The 22,581-nt window shown below is 75.2% G+C and carries 22 protein-coding genes and 1 tRNA gene; 15 read left to right on the forward strand and 8 right to left on the reverse strand.

The window, feature by feature from the left end; genetic code table 11:
* Positions 1–70 precede the first annotated feature (70 nt).
* From ACLBXP_RS14910 to ACLBXP_RS14950, 9 genes are all read left to right on the forward strand, one after another.
* Positions 71–643 carry a sigma-70 family RNA polymerase sigma factor gene (locus ACLBXP_RS14910; RefSeq protein WP_447668507.1) on the forward strand — a complete coding sequence of 191 codons (573 nt, stop codon included), beginning with the start codon at positions 71–73 and terminating at the stop codon, positions 641–643.
* On the forward strand, positions 636–1,313 hold the full coding sequence (locus ACLBXP_RS14915; protein WP_447668508.1) for an NrsF family protein: 678 nt from the start codon (positions 636–638) through the stop codon (positions 1,311–1,313). The genes ACLBXP_RS14910 and ACLBXP_RS14915 overlap by 8 nt, the downstream gene beginning before the upstream one ends.
* Positions 1,310–3,043, forward strand: a complete 1,734-nt coding sequence (locus ACLBXP_RS14920) for a patatin-like phospholipase family protein (protein WP_447668509.1) — start codon at positions 1,310–1,312, stop codon at positions 3,041–3,043. Before ACLBXP_RS14915 ends, ACLBXP_RS14920 begins: the two co-directional genes overlap by 4 nt.
* A gap of 130 nt (positions 3,044–3,173) precedes the next feature.
* A complete protein-coding gene (locus ACLBXP_RS14925; protein ID WP_447668510.1) occupies positions 3,174–4,505 on the forward strand; it encodes a glycosyltransferase in 1,332 nt (443 codons plus the stop codon).
* On the forward strand, positions 4,502–4,699 hold the full coding sequence (locus tag ACLBXP_RS14930; RefSeq protein WP_447668511.1) for a hypothetical protein: 198 nt from the start codon (positions 4,502–4,504) through the stop codon (positions 4,697–4,699). The genes ACLBXP_RS14925 and ACLBXP_RS14930 overlap by 4 nt, the downstream gene beginning before the upstream one ends.
* An 81-nt stretch (positions 4,700–4,780) precedes the next feature.
* Positions 4,781–5,026 (forward strand): ferredoxin, encoded by a 246-nt coding sequence (locus tag ACLBXP_RS14935; RefSeq protein ID WP_447668638.1) that lies wholly within the window; start codon positions 4,781–4,783, stop codon positions 5,024–5,026.
* Complete coding sequence (locus ACLBXP_RS14940) at positions 5,023–6,363, forward strand: NAD(P)/FAD-dependent oxidoreductase (protein ID WP_447668512.1); 1,341 nt, start codon at positions 5,023–5,025, stop codon at positions 6,361–6,363. Before ACLBXP_RS14935 ends, ACLBXP_RS14940 begins: the two co-directional genes overlap by 4 nt.
* Positions 6,353–7,594, forward strand: coding sequence for a cytochrome P450 (locus ACLBXP_RS14945; RefSeq protein WP_447668513.1), 1,242 nt, complete (start codon positions 6,353–6,355; stop codon positions 7,592–7,594). Before ACLBXP_RS14940 ends, ACLBXP_RS14945 begins: the two co-directional genes overlap by 11 nt.
* A 75-nt stretch (positions 7,595–7,669) precedes the next feature.
* Complete coding sequence (locus tag ACLBXP_RS14950; protein WP_447668514.1) at positions 7,670–8,479, forward strand: glutathione S-transferase family protein; 810 nt, start codon at positions 7,670–7,672, stop codon at positions 8,477–8,479.
* 7 nt (positions 8,480–8,486) lie between these two features.
* Here the strand turns inward: ACLBXP_RS14950 and ACLBXP_RS14955 are convergent, their stop codons facing one another.
* On the reverse strand, positions 8,487–8,996 hold the full coding sequence (locus tag ACLBXP_RS14955) for a cupin domain-containing protein (protein WP_447668515.1): 510 nt from the start codon (positions 8,994–8,996) through the stop codon (positions 8,487–8,489).
* 270 nt (positions 8,997–9,266) lie between these two features.
* On the opposite strand from ACLBXP_RS14955, the gene ACLBXP_RS14960 reads away from it, so the two are divergent.
* From ACLBXP_RS14960 to ACLBXP_RS14975, 4 genes are all read left to right on the forward strand, one after another.
* Entirely contained in the window at positions 9,267–9,593 is a 327-nt protein-coding gene (locus ACLBXP_RS14960) for a hypothetical protein (protein WP_447668516.1), read from the forward strand.
* A 40-nt stretch (positions 9,594–9,633) separates the two neighbouring features.
* Positions 9,634–11,055: a PepSY-associated TM helix domain-containing protein gene (locus tag ACLBXP_RS14965; RefSeq protein ID WP_447668517.1), complete on the forward strand. Its 1,422-nt coding sequence runs from the start codon at positions 9,634–9,636 to the stop codon at positions 11,053–11,055.
* Between the two features lie 35 nt (positions 11,056–11,090).
* Positions 11,091–11,489 carry a DUF2946 family protein gene (locus ACLBXP_RS14970; RefSeq protein ID WP_447668518.1) on the forward strand — a complete coding sequence of 133 codons (399 nt, stop codon included), beginning with the start codon at positions 11,091–11,093 and terminating at the stop codon, positions 11,487–11,489.
* 81 nt (positions 11,490–11,570) lie between these two features.
* Complete coding sequence (locus tag ACLBXP_RS14975) at positions 11,571–13,901, forward strand: TonB-dependent receptor family protein (protein ID WP_447668519.1); 2,331 nt, start codon at positions 11,571–11,573, stop codon at positions 13,899–13,901.
* Between the two features lie 137 nt (positions 13,902–14,038).
* Here the strand turns inward: ACLBXP_RS14975 and ACLBXP_RS14980 are convergent, their stop codons facing one another.
* The 7 genes from ACLBXP_RS14980 to ACLBXP_RS15010 form a co-directional block, all read right to left on the reverse strand.
* Positions 14,039–15,406: a TadE/TadG family type IV pilus assembly protein gene (locus ACLBXP_RS14980; protein WP_447668639.1), complete on the reverse strand. Its 1,368-nt coding sequence runs from the start codon at positions 15,404–15,406 to the stop codon at positions 14,039–14,041.
* 213 nt (positions 15,407–15,619) lie between these two features.
* Positions 15,620–15,695, reverse strand: a tRNA-Ile gene (locus ACLBXP_RS14985).
* 98 nt (positions 15,696–15,793) lie between these two features.
* A complete protein-coding gene (locus ACLBXP_RS14990) occupies positions 15,794–16,315 on the reverse strand; it encodes a chromate transporter (protein ID WP_447668520.1) in 522 nt (173 codons plus the stop codon).
* A complete protein-coding gene (locus ACLBXP_RS14995) occupies positions 16,315–16,884 on the reverse strand; it encodes a chromate transporter (RefSeq protein ID WP_447668521.1) in 570 nt (189 codons plus the stop codon). The genes ACLBXP_RS14990 and ACLBXP_RS14995 overlap by 1 nt, the downstream gene beginning before the upstream one ends.
* 10 nt (positions 16,885–16,894) lie before the next feature.
* Positions 16,895–17,311 carry a hypothetical protein gene (locus ACLBXP_RS15000; RefSeq protein ID WP_447668522.1) on the reverse strand — a complete coding sequence of 139 codons (417 nt, stop codon included), beginning with the start codon at positions 17,309–17,311 and terminating at the stop codon, positions 16,895–16,897.
* Positions 17,312–17,468: 157 nt separating this feature from the next.
* Complete coding sequence (locus tag ACLBXP_RS15005; protein ID WP_447668523.1) at positions 17,469–18,128, reverse strand: 3-oxoacid CoA-transferase subunit B; 660 nt, start codon at positions 18,126–18,128, stop codon at positions 17,469–17,471.
* 92 nt (positions 18,129–18,220) lie between these two features.
* On the reverse strand, positions 18,221–18,958 hold the full coding sequence (locus ACLBXP_RS15010) for a CoA transferase subunit A (protein WP_447668524.1): 738 nt from the start codon (positions 18,956–18,958) through the stop codon (positions 18,221–18,223).
* Between the two features lie 286 nt (positions 18,959–19,244).
* On the opposite strand from ACLBXP_RS15010, the gene ACLBXP_RS15015 reads away from it, so the two are divergent.
* Positions 19,245–21,110: an AsmA family protein gene (locus ACLBXP_RS15015; RefSeq protein ID WP_447668525.1), complete on the forward strand. Its 1,866-nt coding sequence runs from the start codon at positions 19,245–19,247 to the stop codon at positions 21,108–21,110.
* Between the two features lie 476 nt (positions 21,111–21,586).
* Entirely contained in the window at positions 21,587–22,570 is a 984-nt protein-coding gene (locus ACLBXP_RS15020) for a hypothetical protein (RefSeq protein WP_447668526.1), read from the forward strand.
* Positions 22,571–22,581: the final 11 nt, after the last annotated feature.

Consider the following 22,581-nt stretch of genomic DNA (forward strand, 5'->3'; position numbering starts at 1 on the left):
CCGTCCGGTCCGGTTGCCGGCCCGCGCCGGGCCGGCCGGACGCACCGTCCCGACGGAGTCGGCGCGTGGCATGACGAGCAGCGAGGCCTTCCTCTCCGCGGCCATGCGGGCGGCGCAGGACGGCGACGCGGAGGCCTACAGGACGCTCCTGGGCGCCTGCGTGCCGGTGATCGCCGCCATGGCCCGCGCGCAGGGGGTGCGGGGCGCCCTCGTCGACGACGTGGTGCAGGAGACCCTGCTCACCGTCCACCGGGCCCGCCCCACCTACGACCCGGAGCGGCCCTTCCTGCCCTGGCTGCGGGCGATCGCCCAGCGCCGCGCCATCGACGGGCTACGGCGCGCCGGGCGCCGCACGGCGGAGGTCCACGACCCGCTCGCCTACGCGGCGGAGCCCGACCCGGGCGCCCCGGCCGACCAGGGCCTCGAGGCGCACGAGCGCGCGGCGCACCTCGCCGCCGCGGTGGCGCGCCTGCCGGAGGGCCAGCGCCAGGCGATCGAGCACCTCGCCTTCCGGGAACTGTCCCTCGCCGAGGCGTCGGCCCTGACGGGGCGCACCACGGGGGCCCTGAAGGTCAATTTCCACCGGGCCCTCAAGGCCCTGCGCGCCATGCTGGCGCCCCGCAGAGAGGACGGCGATGCCTGAGACCGCCCGCCACGACAGCCTCGTCGAGGAGCTGGCCGGCTCCCTCGCGCCCGTGCGCCGGCTGGCCGGGCCGGGGCGCCGGGCGCTGGGCTGGTGCGCCGCGGCGCTGGCCCTCGGCCTCGGCCTCGTCCCCTTCGCCGACCTCTCCGCGCTGGAGACCCGCCTCGGCGTGATGGACCTGCGGCTCTCCGCACTCGGGGCGGCGCTGACCGCCGCGGCGGCCGCCTTCGCCGCCTTCCAGACCAGCGTGCCCGGCCGCACGGCCGCCTGGGCACTCCTGCCCCTGCCGCCCCTGGCTCTCTGGCTCGGCGCGAGCGGCCTCGGCTGCCTGCGCGCCTGGGTCGCCCCGGCCTCGAACCTCCCCGGGCCGGAGGAGATGCGCGGCTGCTTCGCCTTCCTGGTCGGCGTCTCGCTGCCGCTCTCGCTGCTCCTCGTGCTGATGCTGCGCCGCGCCTGCCCGCTGCGCCCGAACCTCACGGCGGCGCTCGGGGGCCTCGCGGCGTCGGCGGCGGCGGCCCTCCTCCTCCTGCCGATCCACCCCCACGACGCCACCGCGACGGACCTCGCGATCCACCTCGTGGCGATCCTCCTCGTCATCGGCCTGAACGCCCTGGCGGGCGGGCGCCTCCTCGACGGGGGGCGGCGCGCACCCCGTCCCCGCGCCCCGTGAGCGGGCCCGAGATCCCCTTCCTGGAGGGGCTCGGAGGCCCCGCCGCGGCGGCAGTGCGCGCCCGCATGGCCTCGATCGCGGTGGCGGGGGGCCGGCCGCTCTTCGAGCAGGGCGAGGCGGGCGACGCGGTCTACACCCTCGTCTCGGGCAGCATCGGCCTCTCGACCCGCGAGGGGCCCGACGGGCGCATCCGCCGGATCGCGCGGCTCGCGCCGCCCGAGACGATCGGCGAGATGGCCCTGCTCCTCGGTCAGCCCCGCTCGATTAGCGCCACGGCCCTGCGCGACTCCCACCTGCTGCGGCTACCCCGCGACGCCTTCGAGGACCTCGTCGCCCGGCATCCCGCGACGCTCCTCTACTTCGCGCGCCTGCTGGCCGGGCGCCTGAGCAGCGCGCATGCGGGCGTCGCCCTCGGCCACGCGCCGCGCAGCTTCACCGTGCTCGCCGCGACGGAGGGGCCGGACGTCCGGGCCTTCGGCCGCCGGCTCGCCGCCACCCTGGACCGGATCCTGCCCGGCACCACCGGCTGCCTGGAGGACTGGCCGCCCGAGGCCGACGAGACCTGGTTCCACGCCTACGAGGCGGCGCACGCCCGCACCGTCTTCGTGGCCCACCGCATCGACTGCCCCTGGTGCCGCCTCTGCCTGCGCCACGCCGACCACGTGCTCCTGCTGGCGGCGCCCGGCGAGGCCCCGCGGCCGGGCGCCGCCGACTATCTCGGATCGATCCGCTCCGACTGGATCCGCATGGACCTCGCGGTCTGCCAGGCGGCGGACGCCGCCCTGCCGCGGCCCCTCCACCCCGCGACGGCGGCCCTGCCGGCCGCCCTGCGCCTGCAGGTGCGGGCGGGGCACGCGGGCGACCTCGCCCGGCTCGCCCGCATCGCGGCCGGCAAGGCGCGCGGCCTCGTCCTCGGCGGCGGCGGCGCGCGGGGCCTCGCCCATCTGGGCGTGCTGCGCGCCCTCGACGAGGCCGGGATCCCCGTCGACATCGTCGGCGGCACCAGCATGGGCGCGGTGATGGCCGCGAGCGTCGCCATGGGCTGGGACCAAGCGCGGATCGAGGCCCAGACGGTGGGCGCGTTCGTCGGGCGCAACCCGCTCAACGACTACACGCTGCCCTACCATGCGCTGACCCGCGGCGCGAAGGTCGATGCGGGCCTCGCGGCGTGCTTCGGCCCCGCGCGGATCGAGGACCTGTGGCTGCCCTTCTTCTGCGTCTCGGCGAACCTGACCACCGGGGCGGCGATGATCCACCGGAGCGGCCCGCTGGCGGAGGCGCTGCGCGCGAGCATCGCGATCCCGGGCCTGCTGCCGCCGGTCTGCACGGACGAGGGCATCCTGGTGGACGGCGGCATGATGAACAACCTGCCGGCCGACGTGATGGCGGCCCTCGACCGCGGCCCGGTGCTCGCGGTCGATGTCGGCGGCGACCTGGCGTTCCAGGCGATGCCGATGCGGAGCTGGCGCGGCCGCCTGGTGCGGCGCTGGCTCGGCGCGCCGGAGGCCATGCCGGGCATCGCCCCGCTGCTCCTGCGCGCCGCGACGGTGTCGGGAGCGGCCCAGACCGCGATGGCGGTGGCGAGCGCCGCCGCGATCCTGCGGCCGCCGCTCGCCGGCATCGACCTGCGCGCCTGGTCGAGCTTCGAGACGATCGCCGGGCTCGGGCACGCCGCCGCGCGGGAAGCCCTCGCCGCGGGCCGGCTCGCCCCCTGGGCGGAGCCGGCCTGATGGCGGAGCCGGCGCGCGCGAGACGGAGGGACGAGGTGCGCCGGCGCACCCGGGGGGAGGGGCTCACGTAACCGCCGGCCCCGCCGGAGCGAGTCGACAGCAACGCAACCGCGTACCGAGGAGACCCGCCATGAAGGTGCTGATCGCCGCCACCCCCCTCATCGGGCACGTCAACCCGCTCCTTGCCGTCGGGCGCATCCTGGCCGCGCGGGGCGACACGGTGGTGTTCGCCACCGCGGCGAGCTTCCGCCACCGGGTCGCGGCGGCGGGCCTGCACTTCGCCCCCCTGGAGGATGGCGGGGCGGCCGGGTACCGCGAGACCGCGCTGCCGGCCGGGCCCGAGCGCTACCGCCGCGAGTTCATCGCCCGCTTCATCGATCCGATGCCGGCCCAGGCCGAGGCGCTGCGGGCCCTGATCGCGGCGGAGCGGCCGGACGCCGTGGTGGCTGGCAGCCTCGTCCTCGGCGTGCTGCCGCTCCTCCTCGACCGGCAGCCGCGGCCGCCGATCCTCACCTGCAACGTCAGCTTCCTGTTCCTCGACAGGCCCGACCGGGCGCCGGTCGGCCTCGGGCTGCCCCCCGCCGCGGATGACGACACCCGGGCCCGCTATGCGCTCCTCGGCGCCGGCTACGACGCCGCCTTCGTCGATCCCGTGCGGGCGCACGCGGACATGACCCTCGCCCGCCTCGGCCTGCCGCCGCTGCCGGCCTCGCTCACGCAATCCATCGCGGCGCTGCCCGACGCCTTCCTGCAGGCCAGCGTGCCGGAGTTCGAGTACGCGTTCGGCACCCTGCCGCCGGGCCTGCGCTTCGTCGGCCTGCTGCCGCCGCCGCGCTCCGAGACGCCGCTGCCGGACTGGTGGCCCGAGCTCGACGGCGGCCGGCCGGTCGTCCTCGTCACGCAGGGCACGCTCGCCAACGGGGATTTCGGCGAGCTCGTCGAGCCGACCCTCGCGGCGCTCGCCGGGCGGGACGACCTCCTCGTCGTCGCCACCACCGGCGGGCGCCCCGTCGAGGCGGTGCGGGGCCCCGGGGGTGCCCTGCCGGCCAACGCCCGGGTCGCCTCCTTCCTGCCCTTCGAGGCGCTCCTGCCGAGGACGAGCCTCCTCGTCACGAACGGCGGCTACGGCAGCGTCTCGCAGGCCCTGGCGGCGGGCGTGCCGGTCGTCTCGGCGGGCCTCACGGAGGACAAGGCGGAAATCGGCGCCCGCATCGGCTGGTCCGGCGCCGGCCTCGACCTCGCCACCAACACCCCCGCGCCCGCGGATCTGGAGGCGGCGGTCGCCACGGTCCTCGCCGAGCCGCGCTATCGCGGGCGGGCCCGGGCGCTGGCCGACGCCTTCGGCCGGCTCGACGCGAGCCGCGAGATCCCGCGCGCCCTCGACGCGCTGGTCGCCGCCCGGGGCTGCGGGAACCCGGGTGCCGACAACCGCAACGACTCCTGCCGGAGGCACTCGGCATGACCCGCCTCGCCGTCCAACTCCTCGGGCCTGGGCCGCAGCGGCCCGCCCACCCCGGCCCGGCCGACGCGGCACGGAGCGTGCTCCGGGCGGTGGCGACCTACGTCCTGGCCTGGACGACCGGCCTGCCGCCGGACTCGGCCCGGCATCTGATGCCGGAGCCCGACGGGCAGGCCGGCCCCTGTCTCGGCTTCTGACGGACGCGGAGCACCCCCATGAGCCTCCCTTCGCCCGAACCTCGGCCCGAACCGCCGAATGGCCCTTCCGACACCGGCGCCCTGCGCGTCGTGGTCGACCTCAACCGCTGCCAGGGCTACGCCCAGTGCTGCTACGCGGCGCCGGAGCACTTCGTTCTGCACGGCCACGAGATCCTGTTCTACGACCCGGCGCCGCCGGCAGCCCGGCGCAACGCCATCGAGCGGGCCGTGCAGGCCTGCCCGGTCCGGGCGATCGTCCTGGAAGCCGCAGGACTGGAAGCCGCAGGACTGGAAGCACCCGGGACCGCGGCGGAGGCGGCGCCGTGAGCGCGCCGGAGCCCGCCGGGGTCGTGGTCGTCGGCGCTTCCCTCGCGGGCCTGCGCGGGGCCGAGGCCCTGCGCCGCGGCGGCTACGACGGCCCGCTCACCCTCGTCGGCGACGAGCCGCACCGGCCCTACGACCGGCCGCCGCTCTCCAAGCACGTCCTCGCCGGCACCGTGGCGCCGGACGCGACGGCCCTGCCGCAGCGCACGGCGCTGCGGGCGCGCTGGCGCCTCGGCCGGGCGGCCGTCGCCCTCGACCGCGCGGCCCGCACGCTCTCCCTCGCGGACGGGGCGTGCCTGTCCTACGACAAGCTCCTCGTGGCGACCGGGGCCCAGGCGCGGCCCTGGCCGGCGGAGCGGGGGGGCGCCCTCTCGGGCGTCTTCACGCTGCGCGGGCGGGACGACGCCGCGGCCCTGCGCGCCGCCCTGGCGCGCGGGCCGGCGCGCGTCCTGGTGGTGGGGGCCGGGCTGATCGGGTGCGAGGCGGCCTCCTGCTGCCGGGATCTCGGCCTTTCCGTGACCGTGATCGACCCCAACCCGACGCCCCTGGCGCGCGCCCTCGGCACCGTCGTCGGCGGGGTCGTCGCGCAGAGCCTGGAGCGGGCTGGCGCCGCGTTCCGCCCCGGCGCGCAGGTGGAGGCCTTCGCGGGGGACGACGCCGGGCGGGTGACCGGCGCCCGGCTCACCGACGGCGAAATCCTGCCGGCGGACCTCGTGGTGGTGGCCCTCGGCGCGACCCGGGCCACCGGCTGGCTCGCGCAGGCCGGGCTGCGGGCGGATGCCGGCGGCCTCACCTGCGACGGGGCCTGCCGGGCGCTCGCCCAGGACGGCACGCCGGACCCCGACATCTACGCGGCGGGTGACGTCGCCCGCTGGCCGATCCCGCTCTACGGCGACCGCCTCGTCGCGATCGAGCACTGGGGCAACGCCGTGAGCCAGGCCGAGCACGCGGCCCGCAACATGCTGGCGTCCCCGGAGGATCAGCGCGCCTACGCGCACCTGCCGGCCTACTGGTCGAGCCAGTTCGGGGTCAACATCAAGGCGGTCGGCCTCGCCGCCGGGGCGGACGCGCTGGCGGTCGTGCAGGGGAGCCTCGCGGCCCGCCGCTTCCTCGCCGTCTACGGGCGGGCCGGGCGCAGCATCGCGGCGGTCTCCTTCGACGAGGCCCGCTGGCTGCCAGCCTACGCGGAGGCGATCGCGGCGGGCGCCCCCTTCCCGCCGATCCGCGGCGCGACCGACCAGGGGCCCGTCGCGCCGCACCCGCCCGGCTTCCCGGCGGCCCGCGCCGCGGATCGACGGGAAGGGAGCGCCCACCAGCCGGAGGCCCGCCATGCCGGATGACACGCTGTTTTCCGAGGTGCTGGACCGGGCCAACCGGCCGGACCCCTACCCGATCTACGCGCGGCTGAGGGAGCGCCCGGTCTCGCGCCAGCGGGACGGCACCTACGTGGTGAGCACCCACGCGGCGATCCGGCGCCTGCTCTTCGACCCCCGCCTCAGCTCGGAGGACCTGCCGCCCTCGCACCGGCCCCGCACCGGCAACCCGCTGCGGGACTGGATCCTCAACCCCATCAAGGACCGCATCGCCACCGCGCACCGGCCGCTGATCTTCCGCGACCCGCCGGACCACGACACCCTGCGGGCCTTCGTGATGCGCGAGTTCTCGATTGCCCGGGTGCGGGCCCTCGACGGCCGCATCGGCCGCGAAGTCCACGCCCTGATCGACGCCTGCCGCGGGCGCGGCGAGGTCTGCCTCGTCGAGGACCTGTCCTATCCCCTGCCGGTGGCGGTGATCTGCGACCTCCTCGGCGTGCCGGAGGCGGACGAGCCGCAGTTCCAGGCCTGGGCGACGCAGCTCGCCACGGCGCTGGAGCCGGACGCGCGCCACGACGCGGAGAGCCGGCACCGGACGGTGGCGGCCTTCGATGCCATCTCGGCCTACATGCGCGCCCTGATCCGCGAGAAGCGCCGGCGCCCGACCGACGACATGCTCTCCGGGCTCGCCGCCCCGGGGCCGGGGGGCGCGGCGCGGATGGGCGACTTCGACCTGATCGCCACCGCGATCCTGCTCCTGGTGGCGGGGCACGAGACCACCGTGAACCTCATCACCAACGGCATGCTGACCCTGCTGCGCCACCCCGCCGAGCTCGCGCGCCTGCGGGCCGACCCGGAGCGGGCCCCGCGGCTGATCGAGGAGCTGCTGCGCTACGAGCCGCCCGTCCACTTCCGCACCCGCAAGGCGCTCGGCGCCATCGAGGCCGGCGGGGTGACGATCCCGGCCGGGGCCCCGGTGGTCCTGCTCTTCGCCGCGGGGAGCCGCGACCCGGAGCGCTTCCCCGATCCCGACCGGTTCGACCCCGACCGCGACGACATCCAGCATTTCGGCTTCGGGGGCGGCCTGCACTACTGCGTGGGGGCGCCCCTCGCCCGCCTCGAGGCCGAGATCGCCCTCGTCGCCCTGTGCCGGCGCCTCGTCGCCCCGCGCCTCCTGGCGGACCCGCCGCCCTACCGGCCGGGCGCCTCCCTGCGGGGCCCCGAGCAGCTCGGCATCGGCATCGCGGGCATTGCCTGACGCGGGCTGGTCGAACCCGCCCGGCGCGCGATCTTGGCGGGGCAATCCCGCCACGACCGCGCATCGAGGCCGCCCTTGGACACCGCCCCGCCGCTCCTCTACGAGCATCCGCTCTCGTCCTATGCGCAGAAGGTCAAGATCGCCCTGCGCGAGAAGGGCGTGCCCTTCACCGCCGAGCTGCCGCCGGATTTCGGCACCGGGCGCACGGACGGCCCGTTCGCGGCCGCCAACCCCCGCACCGAGGTGCCGGTGCTGATCCAGGGCGACCTCCGGATCTTCGAGTCCACCGTGATCCTCGAATACGTCGAGGAGCGCTGGCCCGAGCCGCCGCTGCTCCCCCGGGAGCCCGCGGCCCGGGCCTTCGCGCGCCTCACCGAGGAGGTCTGCGACACCCAGTACGAGGCGGTGAACTGGGGCTACGGCGAGGTGCTGTGGTTCCGCCGCGCCACCGGGGCGCTGGCCGACAGCCTGAAGGCGCAGGCGGCCCGGCAGACCGGCGAGCTGCAGGCCTGGCTCGCCGCGCGGCTCGGGGCGGCCGAGTGGTTCGGGGGCGCGGGCTTCGGCTGGGCGGACGCGGCGGTCGCGCCCATGGTCAACCGCTCGGTGCATTACGGCCTGGGGCCGCCGGAGGGCAGCCCGCTCGCCCGCTGGCACGCCCGGGTGCGGGCGCGCCCCTCCGTGGCGGCGACCTTCGCGGAGTTCGACGCGGCCGCCGCCCGGATGGCGGAGGCCGCCGACCACTACACCACCGGCGGCCGGCGCCGGGAGTACCGCGACCACCGCCTCGAATGGATGGTCAAGTCGGGCGGCGTCGAGGTCGTGCTCGCGGGCCTGCGCGAGCGCACCATCCGCTTCCCGTGGCCGAGCGGGGAGGCCGGCGCCTGAGCCGTCCCTATCGTCCGGCGGACCGGCTCGGGTCGTCCTCGGGATTGACGTAGCTGAGCCCGAACGGTCCGCTGCCGTTGACCTGCAGCTCCACCGGCTCGTCCGTGGTCCAGAGAGCGTGGGGCATGTCCTGCGGCAGGAACACGAAGCCGCCCGTCCTCAGGACCGAGCCCGCCGCCCGGTCGAGGGTCGGCCCGTGGGAATGGTGGATCGAGCCGGCGAGGATCGTCAGCGTCTCGGCCTGGGCATGGATGTGCGGCGCGATCACGGTGCCGGCCGGGACCTTGACCCGCAGCACGAACGGGCCGGGCTTGGCGGGGTCGCCGGAGACCAGGCCGATCTGCGTGCCCTTCGGGAGGTTCGGGGGCCCGGGCTGGTAGCGCACGGCCGCGCCCTCCGGCACCACCACGAGGCCGGCGGCCCCGTGGCCGTCCTGCGCGGTCGCGCCGAGGGTGCCGAGAACGAGGAGGGCGGCCGCGAGGGCCGCATGCGTGCGCAGGGTCAGCGTCCTCGTCATCGGTCCGTTTCCTCCGGCGTCAGACCGCGGGAGCGGGTCCTCGTGCCGGTCACGAAGCTGTGCGGTCGGCCGCCCCCGTCAACGGGCGGCCGCGCGCGAGACGGTTGTGCTCAAGCGATTGTGACGCGGACGGGACAGGACGCGGATTCAGGCCGCCCGCGATCCCGGCGCGGCGCGCACGGCCGTTGACCCCGCCGCGCGGCTGCCCGTAAGACCGAAGGCATGCGCGGGTTCCTGCCAGTGTCGGCTCGAGGGCGCGCGATCACCGGGGTGATCGCGCTCTACGCGCTGCTGCTCCAGGTCTTCCTGCAGGGTCCGCTGGCCGCGCTCTCGGTGCTCCCGGCGCCCGGAGCCGTGATCTGCGCGGAGCACGACGGCGGGGCACCGCCCGCGCACCAGGGTCTCGCCTGCGGGCACCACGCCTGCTGCACGCCGGCCGCCGCCGCGGGGCTCCTCCACCCGCTCCCCGCCGCATCCGCCCCGGTGGCCTGGCCCGCACCGCGCGTCGCGGCCGTGGCCTGGCGCTCGGCCGACGCCCGCGGCGCCCGCGCGCCCCCCGACCGGAGCGCTTCCCCCCGAGGTCCGCCCATCCTCTGAGCGATCAGCCCGTTCGATCACTCAGACCCGGACCACGATCATGTTCCCGTCCCTGCAGGGCAGCACCGCGGCCTTCCGCGCGGCCCCGATCGCGCGTGCCTCGCGCGAGGCCGTCTACCGCGCTGTGTGGCGCTGGCACTTCTATGCCGGGCTGATCTGCCTGCCGGTCCTGATCCTGCTCTCGACGACCGGCGCGCTCTACCTGTTCAAGGACGAGATCAACGGCACGCTGTTCGCCCGGCGGCTCACCGTCCCGGTGCAGGCCGGCGCGCCGCTGAGCCCCGACCGCCTGATCTTCAACGCCACCGAGGCGGTGCCGGAGGCGCAACCCATCGCCTACACGGACCCGGCGGAGGCGGGCGCCTCCGCCCTCGTCACCCTGGCGCAGGGCGCACGCCGGACCCTCGTCTACCTCGATCCCCACACGGGCGACGTGCTCGACCGGCTGGCCGGCGAGGGCGACCTGATGACGATCGTGCGGCGCCTCCACAGCCTCGCCTATTTCGGCCCGGTCGCCAACGGCGTGGTCGAGGTCGTGGCGGGCTTCGCGATCATCCTCGTCGTCACGGGCCTCTATCTCTGGTGGCCGCGCGGGGCGGGGGGCGGGGTCGTCACGGTGCGGGGCCGGCCGCGACAGCGCGTCTGGTGGCGCGACCTGCACGCCGTGACGGGCCTCGTGGGCGGGGCCGGCCTGCTCTTCCTCGCCGCCAGCGGGCTGCCCTGGTCGATCTGGTGGGGCCAGCAGGTGCGGGCCTGGTCCAACGCAGCGGGTCTCGGCCAGCTGCAGGCGCTCTGGGCGAGCCGGCCCGTCTCCGCCGTGCCGATGGGGGCGGTGCTGACGACGGCCGGCTGGGCGATGCAGGACGCCCCCGTCCCCCTGTCGGAGCCCCCAGCGACGGGCCCGATCGGCGCTGGCGGGGACTTGAAAAATAGGCCCGCGCCGATCGGCGTGGGCCGGGCTGTTGCGATCCTGCGGGACCTCGGCATGCCCCGCGGCTTCGAGCTCGCGCTCCCGACCGGCGAGACCGGCGTCTACGCCGCGGCGGCCTACCCGCGCGACGTCGCCCGGCAGCGCATGATCTCCCTCGACCAGTATACCGGCCGGCCCCTCGTCGACGTGCGCTTCGCGGATCTCGGCCCGGTGGCGCGGGCGATCCAGTACGGCATCGGCATCCATAAGGGCGAGCATTGGGGGCGCGCCAACCAGCTCGTCATGCTGGCCTTCTGCCTCGCCACCCTGCTGCTCGCCGTGACGGCCGCGGCGATGTGGTGGAAGCGCCGCCCCGCGGGCGGCCTCGGCGTGCCGCCCTGGCCGCGGGACCGCCGCGTCGTCGCGACCGTGACGCTCCTCGTCGCCGGCCTCGGCGCGCTGTTCCCGCTCACCGGCCTCGCGATCCTCTGCATGCTGGCCCTCGACCTCCTCGGCCAGGCGCTCGCCCGGCGACGGCGAGCGGCCGCCTGACGCGACGGGCCTCCGGGCCGGACGGGCGACGCCCCGTGACCCCGCTCCCAGCCCCGCGCCGACTCGGCCTGGCCGCGCTGCTCCTCGCCCTCTGGGTGCAGGCGCTCGCGCCGAGCCTCGCCGTGCGCGCCCTCGCGCGCGCCGCGGATCCGCTGGCGGGCGCGGTGATCTGCGGGCACGCACCGGACGTCGCGTCCGCGGAAGCGCCGGGCCCGATCACCGACCCCGCCGAGGTCCCCAGTCCTGCCCATGCGGGCTGCCCCGCCTGCCCGGTCTGCGCCGCGGGGCTGGCGAGCCCGCTCGCGCCCGCCGCCCCCGACCGGCAGCACCCCCTGCGCTGGCGCCTCGCGGCCTGGCCGGTCCCGCCGCCGGCGCACCCCCCCGTCCGCCCCGGCCGCATCCCCGAGCCGCGCGGGCCGCCGGCCCCGCTCTGATCCGTTCCCCGCTGCGCGCCGGACCTGACCAGTCCCGGCCGCGCAGCAGCCGACCTGCCCGATCAGACGAGCCGTTCCCCGATGCCACGCCTTCCCGCCCCCCGCCGCGTCGCCCCTCGCCGCCTCGCGGCCTGCCTCCTCGCCGCAGCCCTCGCGCCGGCCGCCGCCCGCGCCGAGCCGGAGGGCAGCGTCACGCTCTCCGAGCTCTCCGTGACGGGGGAGGGCGCCCCGACCGATTCGGCTCCGCGCGGGCCCGCTTTCGGGGTCGCCGCCCCCCAGGGATCGGCCCCGAGCGTGATCGAGAACCCGGTCGGGCAGGTCGTCAGCCAGCTGGACCGCCGGGACACCATCGCGAACCGGCCCGCCACCAGCATCGGCTCCGTGCTGCTCAACAGTCCCGGGGTGAGCGTGCGGCAGGGCAACGGCGCCCGCGACGTCGTGGTCTCGATCCGCGGCAACAACGCCCGCTCGACGGGCGTGACCAAGAACATGGTCGTGCTGGAGGACGGCTTCGTGCTCACGCAGCCGGACGGCGCCTCGCGCTTCGACATCGTCGATCCCCGCGCCTACGGCCGCATCGACGTCTTCCGCGGCCCGCAATCGGCGCTGTTCGGCAACTACGCCACCGGCGGCGCCATCGCCTTCCGGACGCGGACGGGCCGGGAGATCGACGGGTACGAGGTCGGCATCGACGCGGGCAGCTTCGGCTACCTCAGCCACTCCTTCACGGTGGGCGGGGCCAGCGGGCCCGTGGAGATCAGCCTGTTCGCGAGCGACGTGCGCGCCAACGGCTACCAGGACCACAGCGCCTACGACACGCAGACCATCAACCTGCTGGCCAGCTACACGCCGACGCCGGACAACCGCTTCACCCTGAAGGTGATCAACAACGACCTGCACGCGGACCTCGCGGCGCGCGCCTCCCTGAACCAGTACCGGATCAACCCCTACCAGCGCGGCTGCGCGGCCGCGGCCACGGCCGCGCCCGGCTGCACCACCTTCCCGCTCTTCCTCAACGGCGCCTTCGGGCCGACGGTGCCGGTGACCGCCGCGGAGGGCGGGTTCGAGCGCAAGGACCGGCGCACCATCGTGGCGGCGCGCTGGGAGCACGACATCGACGCCTTCACGACTTGGCGCACGCAGGTCGGCTTCGACGAGCGCAACTTCAACCAGCCCTTCTACACGACCGCGTCCCGCGGCTCGTACCCGTCCTACAACGTGCAGAGCGACGTGACCCACCGGACGGACCTCTTCGGCCTGCCGGCCGTGGGCTACGTCGCCCTCGCCTACAGCGCCCTCGACAGCCGCATCTCGACCTACAACCGGGCGCCCTATGGCGGCCCGCGGCTCGGCGCCCTCATCGGGGACCAGGCGGCGGTGCAGTCGAACCTCGGCGGGCGCGCCCGGCTCGAAGTCGCCCTGTCGGACCGGTGGACCGGCGTCCTCGGCGTGAGCGCCGAGAACACCTGGATCACGGGGCGCAACCTCGCCTACGCCTACGCGGCCTCGGGCACGACCCGCACCGTCGCGGACGCGAACCGCAGCTTCCTCAACGTGGCGCCCGAGTTCGCCCTGGTGTTCCGGCCCGACGCCGCCTGGGCGCTGCGGGGCCGCGTCGCCACGGGGTACACGACGCCGGCGGCGAGCAACCTGTTCATCACGCCGGCGGGCCTGCCCGGCAACAACACCGGCCTCCAGACCCAGGAGAACCTCGGCTTCGACCTCGGCCTGGACTGGACGCCGACCGAGACCCTGCGCCTCAGCGTGACGGGCTTCTACGAGTTCTTCCGCAACGAGCTGGTGTCGCAATCCCCCGGGGCGGGGCTCCTGGCCTACACCTTCAACGCGCCGGCCTCGGAGCACCGCGGCGTCGAGGTGGGGGCGGAGTGGGCCTTCGCGCCGGGCTGGCGGGGGACCCTCGCCTACACGTTCGACGACCAGATCTACACCCGCTACGTCGAGCAGCTGAGCGCCGGCGCGCTGACGGCCCGGTTCGACCGGGCCGGCAACCGCATCCCCGGCGTGCCCGCCCACCAGCTGCTCGCGCGGATCGGCTACGACGTGCCCTCAGGCCCCCTCGCGGGCCTCGGAGCCTTCGTCGAGACGGTCTACCAGGACGCCTTCTTCCTCGACAACGCGAACCTCCTGCGGGCCCCCGGCTACGCCATCGTCAACGCCAACCTGCACTACGCGACCGACCTGCGGGACGGCTATGCCCGGCGGCTCAACCTCTACCTCGAGGTGCGCAACCTGTTCGACACGACCTACGTGGCCTCGGCCCAGAACCTGGCGAATTCGATCAGCGGCACGACCGGCCTGCAGAACGGCGCGGGCGTGCTCGCCGCCACCACGGGCTCCGTCTTCGCGGGCGCGCCGCGGACCTTCGTGGGCGGCCTGAAGCTGTCGTTCTGAAGGCGCGGACCGCCGGAGCGGGATGGGTGGCGGGGCAGACGTGAAATCCTTCACCGATTTCACTTCGTCTCTCACGCACACAGAGCGCGCGAAGGGATTGGGGCAGGGCGCTCGCCGGATCCAGCCGCGCACCGGCCCTATCGGGTCAGCGACACCATGCCGGAATCGGGCCCGACGCCCTTCGGGACCGGTACGGTCGTGGCCGCATAGTTCGCGTTCAGGTAGAGGTTCGGACCTTCGTACAGGTTGATCTGCTGCGCCACGATCACCGTGTAGGCGGATTGGTCGGCCACCGGCTTGTCGGAATCGATGATCAGGCGACCGGCCGGCAGGTAGATCGTGCCGAGCATCGTGCGGGCATTGTCGCTGATGATGCGGTACTCGCGCAGGGGCTTCGTGCCACCGAGCTTCGGCGGCGGCGGCGGTGGCGGTGTCAGCAGGAGGTTGATCGGCACCGGAAGCGGGTTCGACACCGTGCGCTCCTCGGCCATGAGCAGGCCCGCCATCGGCCCGCTCGTAGCGGCGGTCAGGTAGATGGTGGTCTTCTTGTCCAGCAGCATGCCGCCCTTGCTGCCCGAGAAGAAGAAGCCCACGCCCACGCCCGTGATGCTGGCACTCTGATCGACGATCAGGGGGCCGTCCCGCATGATGTAGACGCCCGGCCGGAGGTTGACCTGCGCGTTCTTCGTGATGTGCAGACCGCCGCAATAGGTCCCGGGATCCAGGTCGGTGCTGGTGCTGACGACGTTGCCCGTCTCGCCACCCTTCACCTGGTTGACGAGCTTGGTCAGCACCGTGCAGCTGGTGGCCGGCGGCGTTGTCGGCAGCTTGAGATCCGCCAGGGGGTCCTTGACGGCCGGGCAACCCGTCTGCGGCGTCGGCGTGAAGGAGGCCTTGGCGCCGTCGAAGCCGCCGGCCGAGCAGATCGTGAGCGCCTGGGCGGTGGCGGCGTCCTTGCCGGTCAGGCCGCCGGGATCGGAGGAGTTGGAGTAGAGCGAGCAGTTGGTGGCGGTCACCTGCGCCTTCTTCTCCAGGCTGAACGCGCCCCGGGCATCGCCCTCCAGCGCCAGCATGCAGAGCCGCATGGTGCCGACGAGCCTCGCCTTCGCCCTGACGATCAGCGTCATGCTCGGGTAGCTGAGGATGCGGCCCATCATGGTCGGCAGCGTCTCCTCCACCACCGCCTCGACGCTCGTGCGCTGGTCGGTGACGGCCACCGTGATGGCCGCCTTCCGATCGGCCGGGATGAGCGCGGCACTCCGGATCGCCTGATCGGTCACGCTCGCGATCGTCGCGTCCTGCGAGTTGGACAGCTTGAGCATGTTGCCGCCGGACAGGACGCCCATGTCGGCAGCGCTCTGGAGCTGGGCGCGGCGGTAGCGCAGGTGGCCGTACTCGATGGCAGCCGCGGTCGAGCCGAACAGGACGGGCGTCAGGAAGACGAAGATGAGCAGGACGGCGCCTCGCTCGTCCCCGCGGAGCCGTGCCAGCGCCTGCGGTATCATCACGGCCGACCGCTTCCTCGCGCCACCGACCACGCGCCGCCGGTGGAAAAAACTTTTTAGCCCCAAGTACCACCCTAATTCGAAGTCCCTTGCGCATTTCTAAATGCGGGGCGATCTATTGGAATACTGCTCACCGGCAACGAATTTCGCTATTCCGGCGCCACATGCTGCAAGGCGGCGTCGATGCTGCTCTGCGAGCACATGGTGGGAGGGTGGTGGGCCCGGCAGGACTTGAACCTGCAACCAGACCGTTATGAGCGGCCGGCTCTAACCATTGAGCTACGGGCCCGGACGCGGCGGGGCGCACGGGATCGATAGCCGAGAGCGGGGCCGTCGTCATCCGGGATTTCCGGGAGCGGGAGTTCCGGGAGCCGGCCGGCCGGCACGTCAGGTGCGGCCGAAGGCGAGGCCGAGGAGGGCGCCCGCGGCGAGGATCGCCAGCGGGTGCAGCCGGGTCAGGGCCGCCACCGCCGCGAGCGCGACGATCGTCGCCAGGATCGCGTCCGGCGCCACCGCGCCGGTGATCAGCACGGCGCTCGCGGCCACGAGGCCCGCGGTGATCGGCACGAGGCCCGCCTGCGCGGCGCGGCGCCAGGGATGGTCGCGGAACCGGTCCCACAGGTGCACCATCCCGGCGGCGAGGACCGAGGACGGGCCGAAGGTGGCGAGCGCCGCCACGAGCGCCCCGGACAGACCGGCCACGTGCCAGCCGATGAGCGCCACCACCATCATGTTCGGCCCGGGCGCCGCCTGGGCGAGGGCGAACAGGGCCCCGAAGGTCTCGGCCGACATCCAGCCATGGACCTCCACCACCCGGCGCTGCATCTCGGGCAGGATGGCGTTGCCGCCCCCGAAGGCCACGAGGGAGAGCTCGGCGAACATCAGCCCGAGGGCGAGGAGCACCGGCATCAGCGCGCCCGCCGGGCCGCCGCCGCGATGCTGAGCGGCGCGAGGACGAGGAGCACCGGCACGAGGGGCAGCCGCAGCCAGGCCACCGCCGCGCAGCACAGGGCCGCCAGGACGAGGCCGGACCGGTCGCGCCGCAGGGGCCGCGCGACCTTCAGGGCCATCGCCACGAGGAGGCCCGCCGCCGCGGCCGCGAGGCCGGCGAAGAGGTGGCGGATGCGGGGATCGTCGTGCAGGCGGTCGTAGACGACGCCCAGCGCCAGCACGATCGCGGTGGGCGCCGCGATGAGGCCCGTCAGGGCCGCGAGCGCGCCCAGCGGCCCGCGGAACCGCAGGCCGGTGGCGACCGAGAGGTTGATGATGTTGCCCCCCGGCAGGAACTGGCAGAGGCCGAGGAGGTCGGTGAACTCGGCCTCCGTGAGCCAGCGCCGGTCCTCGACGAGCATCCGGCGGGCCAGCGGCAGCACGCCCCCGAACCCGGTCAGGCCGAGGACGAGGAAGCCCCCGAACAGCTGGGCCGTGCTCGGCGGAGCGTCGCCCGGCGGCGCGCCCGGCGCGCGGGGGCCCGCCACGGCGTCGCGCTCAGGCCGGCAGGCCGGAGGCTTCGAACAGGAAGCCGTCCGCCGCCGGGATCGAGACCGCGAAGCCGCCGTAGCTCGCCCGCGCGAGCCGCCAGGGGCGGTCGGTGCGCGCCCGGATCGCCTCGGAGGGGCGCAGGCGCCGGCCGGCGCCGTCCTCGCCCACCTCCTCGATGCTGAGGAAGCCGTAGACCTGGAGTCGCGAGGCCGTCAGCTTGGTCTCGCGGTCGCCCGCCGCCACCGCCAGCGTGCCGGTGGCGTAGACCGCATCCATCAGGGCGCGCTGCTCGCTGCGCCGCTGGACCAGCCCCTCGGGGGAGCCGGGCGCGGCGCCCCTGGCGCTGCCCTTGGAGGCGCTCCCCTGGGCCGCGATCCGCCGGAACGGGACAACGTTGTGGGACTCGACCTGTACGCAACCCATACGCCCGTCACCCTCATGCCTTGCTGCGGGCCGGCCGGGGAGGCCCCGGGCCGGCACATCGCGAGGATTGAGGGAAACGGCTTAATGCGCGCTTAGCCCTGCGCGGGGCGGACGGCGCCGGAGCGTCCCGAAACGAGGCGCCCCGGCTCAGCGCGGCTCAGGCGAGGGCCACCGTGTAGGCGGCCTCGGTCTTGGCGCGGATCTCCGCCTCGGTGACGCCGGAGGCGAGCTCGATGAGCCGCATGCCGCCCTCACCCCGCTTGTCGATCGTGAACACACCGAGGTCGGTGATCACGAGGTCGACCACGTGCGTGCCGGTGAGCGGCAGGTCGCAGGCCTTGAGGAGCTTCGGGCTCTCCGAGCCGTCCTTGTTCCGGGCGACGTGCTCCATCACCACCACCACGCGCTTGACGCCCGCCACGAGGTCCATGGCGCCGCCCATGCCCTTCACCATCTTGCCGGGGATCATCCAGTTGGCGAGGTCGCCGTTCTCGGCCACCTGCATGGCGCCGAGGATCGACAGGTTGATGTGCCCGCCCCGGATCATCCCGAACGAATCGGCCGACGAGAAGTAGCTCGTGGTCGGCAATGCCGTGATGGTCTGCTTGCCGGCGTTGATCAGGTCCGGGTCCTCCTCGCCCTCGTAGGGGAAGGGACCCATGCCGAGCATGCCGTTCTCGGATTGCAGCTGCACCGACATGCCCTCGGGGATGTAGTTCGACACGAGCGTCGGAATGCCGATGCCGAGGTTCACGTAGAAGCCGTCCTCCAGCTCGCGCGCGGCGCGCGCCGCCATCTCGTCGCGGGTCCAGGCCATGGTGGTCTCCTGAGGCTTGTTGGCGCGCGCCGCGGCGCTTGCCGGATGGGGTCCTGGCCGGGTGGGTGTTACCTCCCGGCGGAGGGGATCGCTCAGATGGCGCCGCCGCCGGCAGCGGCCGCCGCCGCGTCCGGGCGCTTGCGGGTGGTGCGCTGCTCGATGCGCTTCTCGCGCACCGGCACGTGGATGATGCGCTTCACGAAGATGCCCGGCGTGTGGACGTTCTCGGCGTCGATCTCGCCCGGCTGCACGAGGTGCTCCACCTGCGCGACCGTCATCGTCGCGGCGGTGGCCATCATCGGGTTGAAGTTGCGCGCGGTGAGCCGGTAGGCGAGATTGCCCTCGGTGTCCCCCCGGTAGGCGTGGACGAGGGCGAGGTCGGCGAAGAGGCCGCGCTCCATCACGTACTGCTCGCCGTCGAACTCGCGCACCTCCTTGCCCTCGGCGACCTTGGTGCCGACGCCGGTCTTGGTGAAGAAGGCCGGGATGCCCGCCCCGCCCGCGCGGATGCGCTCGGCGAGCGTCCCCTGCGGGTTGAACTCGATGGCGAGCTCGTCGGCCAGGAACTGGCGGGCGAACTCCCGGTTCTCGCCGACGTAGGACGAGATCATCTTGGCCACCTGCCGGGTCTCGAGGAGCTTGCCGAGGCCCACGCCGTCGATGCCGGCGTTGTTCGAGATGATGGTGAGGCCCTTCACGCCCGAGGCCTGGACGGCGTCGATCAGCTCGTCCGGGATCCCGCACAGGCCGAAGCCGCCGCACATGATCGTCATGTCGTCGTGGAGGAGCCCGGCGAGCGCCGAGGCCGGATCCGCGTAGACCTTCTTCATCGAAACCTTCCTCTCGACCACCCGTCGCCCGACCCGTCCCGCCGGCCGGGGCGCGGCCCGGACGGGCCTCCTGGCCGCCGCCGAATCGGTTCGCGGCCGCTCAGATCACAGCTTTGCGCTAGCAGGAAGCGCGCCGGGCAGACAAACCCTGCCGAAGGGTTTATGGGAATCACCCCAACGGACCGGAGCGTTACGGCTGGGGGCGGCCTGAAACCGACCGGATCGATGTTTATGGCCGCAGGCCGGCTCCCCGCGGGGCCGGGAGCGGCCGTCCGTCCGGAGTGCAATGACGCCGCGCCGCCTCATCCCCGTCCTCGGCCTCGGTGCGCTCACGGCCGGGCTCATCGCCGCGGCCGCGACGCCTTGGTCGATCGAGACGGCGCGGGCGGCCCGCTTCGTCGACCGCGGCCTGTCCGCCTACGGGCTGGCCCTCGGCGCCGAGGGGGCCACCACCCTGACCCTGCTGCCGCTGCCCCGCCTCGGCTTCGCGCGGACCCGGATCCGCGCGGGCGCCGACGGGCCGGTCCTCGCGGAGGGCGGCAGCCTGGCGATCGAGCTCAGCCCCTGGGCGCTCCTCGCCGGGCGGGCGGAGGTCGGCGGCTTCCTCCTCGACGGCGCCGACCTGCGGCTCGGCAGCCCCGGTGACCGGCCCTGGGCCGAGCCCCTGCGCCGCCTCGCCGCCCGCCTCGGCACGGATGCGGCGAGCCACCCGCGGCGCCTCGCCCTGACGCACGCCACCGTCTCCGGGCAGGATTCTGCGGGCCGGGCCGAGCAGGCCCGCGACGTCGACGTCGTGCTGTCCTGGCCCCTCTGGAGCGCCGCCCTCGAATGCGGCGGCAGCCTGACCTGGCGGGGAGCGCAGACGCGCTTCAGCCTGGCCTCGCTGCGCCCGGCCGAGCTGATCGCGGGGGCCGAGAGCCCCTTCGTGGCGAGCGCCGCCTGGCCGGCGGGCAGCCTGACCGCGGAGGGCAGCGGCCGCCTCGGCGGACAGGACGGCGCGAGCCTCAAAGGGACCGGGCGCCTCGCCACCCGCTCCCTGGCCGAGACCCTGGCCTGGCTCGACGGCAGCGTCGCGCTCGCGCCCTTCATCGAGACCTTCTCCGTCGAGGGCCGCTTCGAGGCCGGCCCGCGGGCCCTGATGCTGCCCGCCGTGCGGGTCGGCGTCGGCAGCAACGTGCTCGAAGGCGCGGGCTCGGCGAGCTTCGGCGAGGGCCGCACCGCCGTTCAGGCGACGCTCGCGGCCGAGAGCCTGAACCTCGCCCCGCTCCTCGGGAGCCTGATGCGGACCTTCGACGGGCACGGGGCGGGCGGCGCCCGCCCCATCGCCCTCGCGCCGCTCACCGGGGGCGACCTCGACCTGCGCCTCTCCGCCGGCTCCGGCCGGATCGGCCCCGTCCTCCTCGACGATCTCGCCGCGAGCGTGCTGGTGCGCGGCCCGAGCGTCGAGGTCGCCCTCAACCGCGCGAGCCTGCAGGGCGGCGTCCTCAAGGGCCGCATCGCCCTGGCGGCGGCCGCCGCCGACCCGGCGGAGACCGAGGTGCGGGCCCAGGGCGCGTTCGAGCGGGTCGACCTCGGCGCCCTGCTGATCGACCTCGGCCAGTACCGCTGGGTGCTCGGCCCCTCGCAGGGGCATTTCGCGCTCGAGAGCAGCGGGCGGGACACCGCCGAGCTGGTCGCCCGCATCGGCGGCCGCGCCGGCCTCGCGATCGACGGGGGCGCCATCGCCGGCCTCGACCTCGCCGACGTGATCCATCGCAACGGCAGCGTCGCGCCGGGCGCGCTCGCACGGCGCAACGGGCGCACGCCCTTCGAGCGGGCCGCCGTCTCCCTGCGCTTCGCCGACGGGGTCGGCGAGATCGCGGAGGGCTTCCTCAAGGCTCCCGCCCTCAACGCCGGCCTGCGGGGCCGGCTCTCGCTGCCAGACCAGCGCTTCGAGGCGAGGGCCGAGCTCGCGCCCCGCGGCGCCGGGGGCGAGGGCGGGCGTCAGGGCCCGCTCTTCGAGATCGGCGGCCCCTGGGACGCGGTGGCGGTGCGGGTGGCGCCGCGCGAGGGCGACGGCCCGACGCGCGGCGGCGGCGTGCTCAGCCTGCAACCCCTGCGCCTCCCGACCGCCCTCGGCGTCCCCGCCGCCGCGCGGGCCTACGCACCCTGAGACGCTGCCTACCCGGTGATCGACGGGCTGCCGGACCGTTAATCCCCGCGGCGTCATCCGGATGTCGCCGCGCAGCCGCCCTCGATGGAGGCTTCCAACCCCCGCGCGATCCCTGGACGCCTCCTTCGAGGCCCCCTGGCGGGGGCACCTCAGGATGAGGTGGGGGATGGGAGAAACCGTTCCTCACTCCCACCCGCGACCTCATCCTGAGGTGCGGAGCGAAGCGCAGCATCGGAGGAGGGCTTCAGGGATCGCGCGGGCCCTGGAAGTCCCCACGCGGGCTCCTCTCGGGTGGGTTGGATGGGCGGCTCAAACCGGCCCCGCAGCGGGCGACCTGACCACCCATCAACGATTTTCAGCCGAAGGTTGCGGTTTTTGGCAACTTAGGATCGTCAATTTACCACTCGTTTACCATCCCATCCCACCCTCGGGTCCGTGGGTCCGCCCCCCCTGCCGGGCCCGCGGAGCCGATCCCGATGAGCGCGACGTCGAGCCATGCCTTTGCCCTGCGGGGCGCGTTGCCGGATGCCGCCGACCCGTTCGTGCCCGGCGCGGCGCGCCCCGAGCGGTTCGGCCTCGTCGGTCGCGACGACCTGGTCTGGCGGGTCCGCGTGGCGCTCACCGAGGGCGGGGCGCCGCTCGTCCTGTCCGGCCCGGCGGGCTGCGGCGCGGGGGCGATCGCCGCTGCGGCGGGCGAGGGCGCCCGGGTGCGCAAGCGGACCGTCACCGTGCGCTGCACGCCGGGCCTCACCTTCGAGCGGTTCGCCGAGGACTTGGCCGGGCGCCTCGGGGCCGCGGACCTGGCGGGCGCCGCCCTGGTCGTGGTGCGGGACATCGACCGCGTCGCCGAGCCGGGCTTCGGCCGGGCGGTGCGCATCCTCGCGGCGAGCGTGCCCGATATCGGCTGGCTGATGGTCGAGGCCGGCGCCGCGGCGGGCGACGGCGCGCGGATCATACCCGTTCCGCTCCTCGCCGACGACGAGATCCGGCGCGTCGTCGAGGGGGCCGCGGCCGATCGCGGCATCGGCCTCTCGAGGCTCGCGGGCCTGGCCGCCGTCACCCTCGTGCGCGGCCTGCCGGGCCTCGCCGCCGCGCTCGTCGCCGCCGCGGCCGGCGCGGCCTCCGCGGAGGGCGTCACGCTGCTCGGCCTCGCGCAGCTCCGGGCGGCCGCCCGGACCCTGGCCGGACCGGGCGGCGAGGCCCCCGTCCCGGCCCTGCGGCTCGCGGCGGCGCGCGCGCCCCGCAGCCCGGACGGGACCTTCACGCGCGCGAGCCTCGCGCTGGAGCTGGAGCGGGCCGGCGGACGCCCCCTCGGCTTCCTGCGCCGGGCCGTGGACCCCGAGAGCGATGCGGCCCTGGTCCCCGAGGGCCGCGGCCGCCTGCGCTTCCGCGACGACGCCCTGGCGGCGCGCCTGCTCCTCGGGCAGTTCGGCTGGTCCCACCACGGCGGCGAGGGCTGAGCCAACGGTCC

Source organism: Methylobacterium sp. A54F (genome assembly GCF_053346035.1).

What these genes read in the sequence shown, in the direction of transcription:
- ACLBXP_RS14910 (WP_447668507.1), top strand. Translation starts at nt 71, where the DNA reads ATGACGAGCAGCGAGGCCTTCCTCTCCGCGGCCATGCGGGCGGCGCAG.
- ACLBXP_RS14915 (WP_447668508.1), top strand. Translation starts at nt 636, where the DNA reads ATGCCTGAGACCGCCCGCCACGACAGCCTCGTCGAGGAGCTGGCCGGC.
- ACLBXP_RS14925 (WP_447668510.1), top strand. Translation starts at nt 3,174, where the DNA reads ATGAAGGTGCTGATCGCCGCCACCCCCCTCATCGGGCACGTCAACCCG.
- ACLBXP_RS14930 (WP_447668511.1), top strand. Translation starts at nt 4,502, where the DNA reads ATGACCCGCCTCGCCGTCCAACTCCTCGGGCCTGGGCCGCAGCGGCCC.
- ACLBXP_RS14945 (WP_447668513.1), top strand. Translation starts at nt 6,353, where the DNA reads ATGCCGGATGACACGCTGTTTTCCGAGGTGCTGGACCGGGCCAACCGG.
- ACLBXP_RS14955 (WP_447668515.1), bottom strand. Translation starts at nt 8,996, where the DNA reads ATGACGAGGACGCTGACCCTGCGCACGCATGCGGCCCTCGCGGCCGCC.
- ACLBXP_RS14965 (WP_447668517.1), top strand. Translation starts at nt 9,634, where the DNA reads ATGTTCCCGTCCCTGCAGGGCAGCACCGCGGCCTTCCGCGCGGCCCCG.
- ACLBXP_RS14975 (WP_447668519.1), top strand. Translation starts at nt 11,571, where the DNA reads ATGCCACGCCTTCCCGCCCCCCGCCGCGTCGCCCCTCGCCGCCTCGCG.
- ACLBXP_RS14980 (WP_447668639.1), bottom strand. Translation starts at nt 15,406, where the DNA reads ATGATACCGCAGGCGCTGGCACGGCTCCGCGGGGACGAGCGAGGCGCC.
- ACLBXP_RS14990 (WP_447668520.1), bottom strand. Translation starts at nt 16,315, where the DNA reads ATGCCGGTGCTCCTCGCCCTCGGGCTGATGTTCGCCGAGCTCTCCCTC.
- ACLBXP_RS15000 (WP_447668522.1), bottom strand. Translation starts at nt 17,311, where the DNA reads ATGGGTTGCGTACAGGTCGAGTCCCACAACGTTGTCCCGTTCCGGCGG.
- ACLBXP_RS15005 (WP_447668523.1), bottom strand. Translation starts at nt 18,128, where the DNA reads ATGGCCTGGACCCGCGACGAGATGGCGGCGCGCGCCGCGCGCGAGCTG.
- ACLBXP_RS15010 (WP_447668524.1), bottom strand. Translation starts at nt 18,958, where the DNA reads ATGAAGAAGGTCTACGCGGATCCGGCCTCGGCGCTCGCCGGGCTCCTC.
- ACLBXP_RS15015 (WP_447668525.1), top strand. Translation starts at nt 19,245, where the DNA reads ATGACGCCGCGCCGCCTCATCCCCGTCCTCGGCCTCGGTGCGCTCACG.
- ACLBXP_RS15020 (WP_447668526.1), top strand. Translation starts at nt 21,587, where the DNA reads ATGAGCGCGACGTCGAGCCATGCCTTTGCCCTGCGGGGCGCGTTGCCG.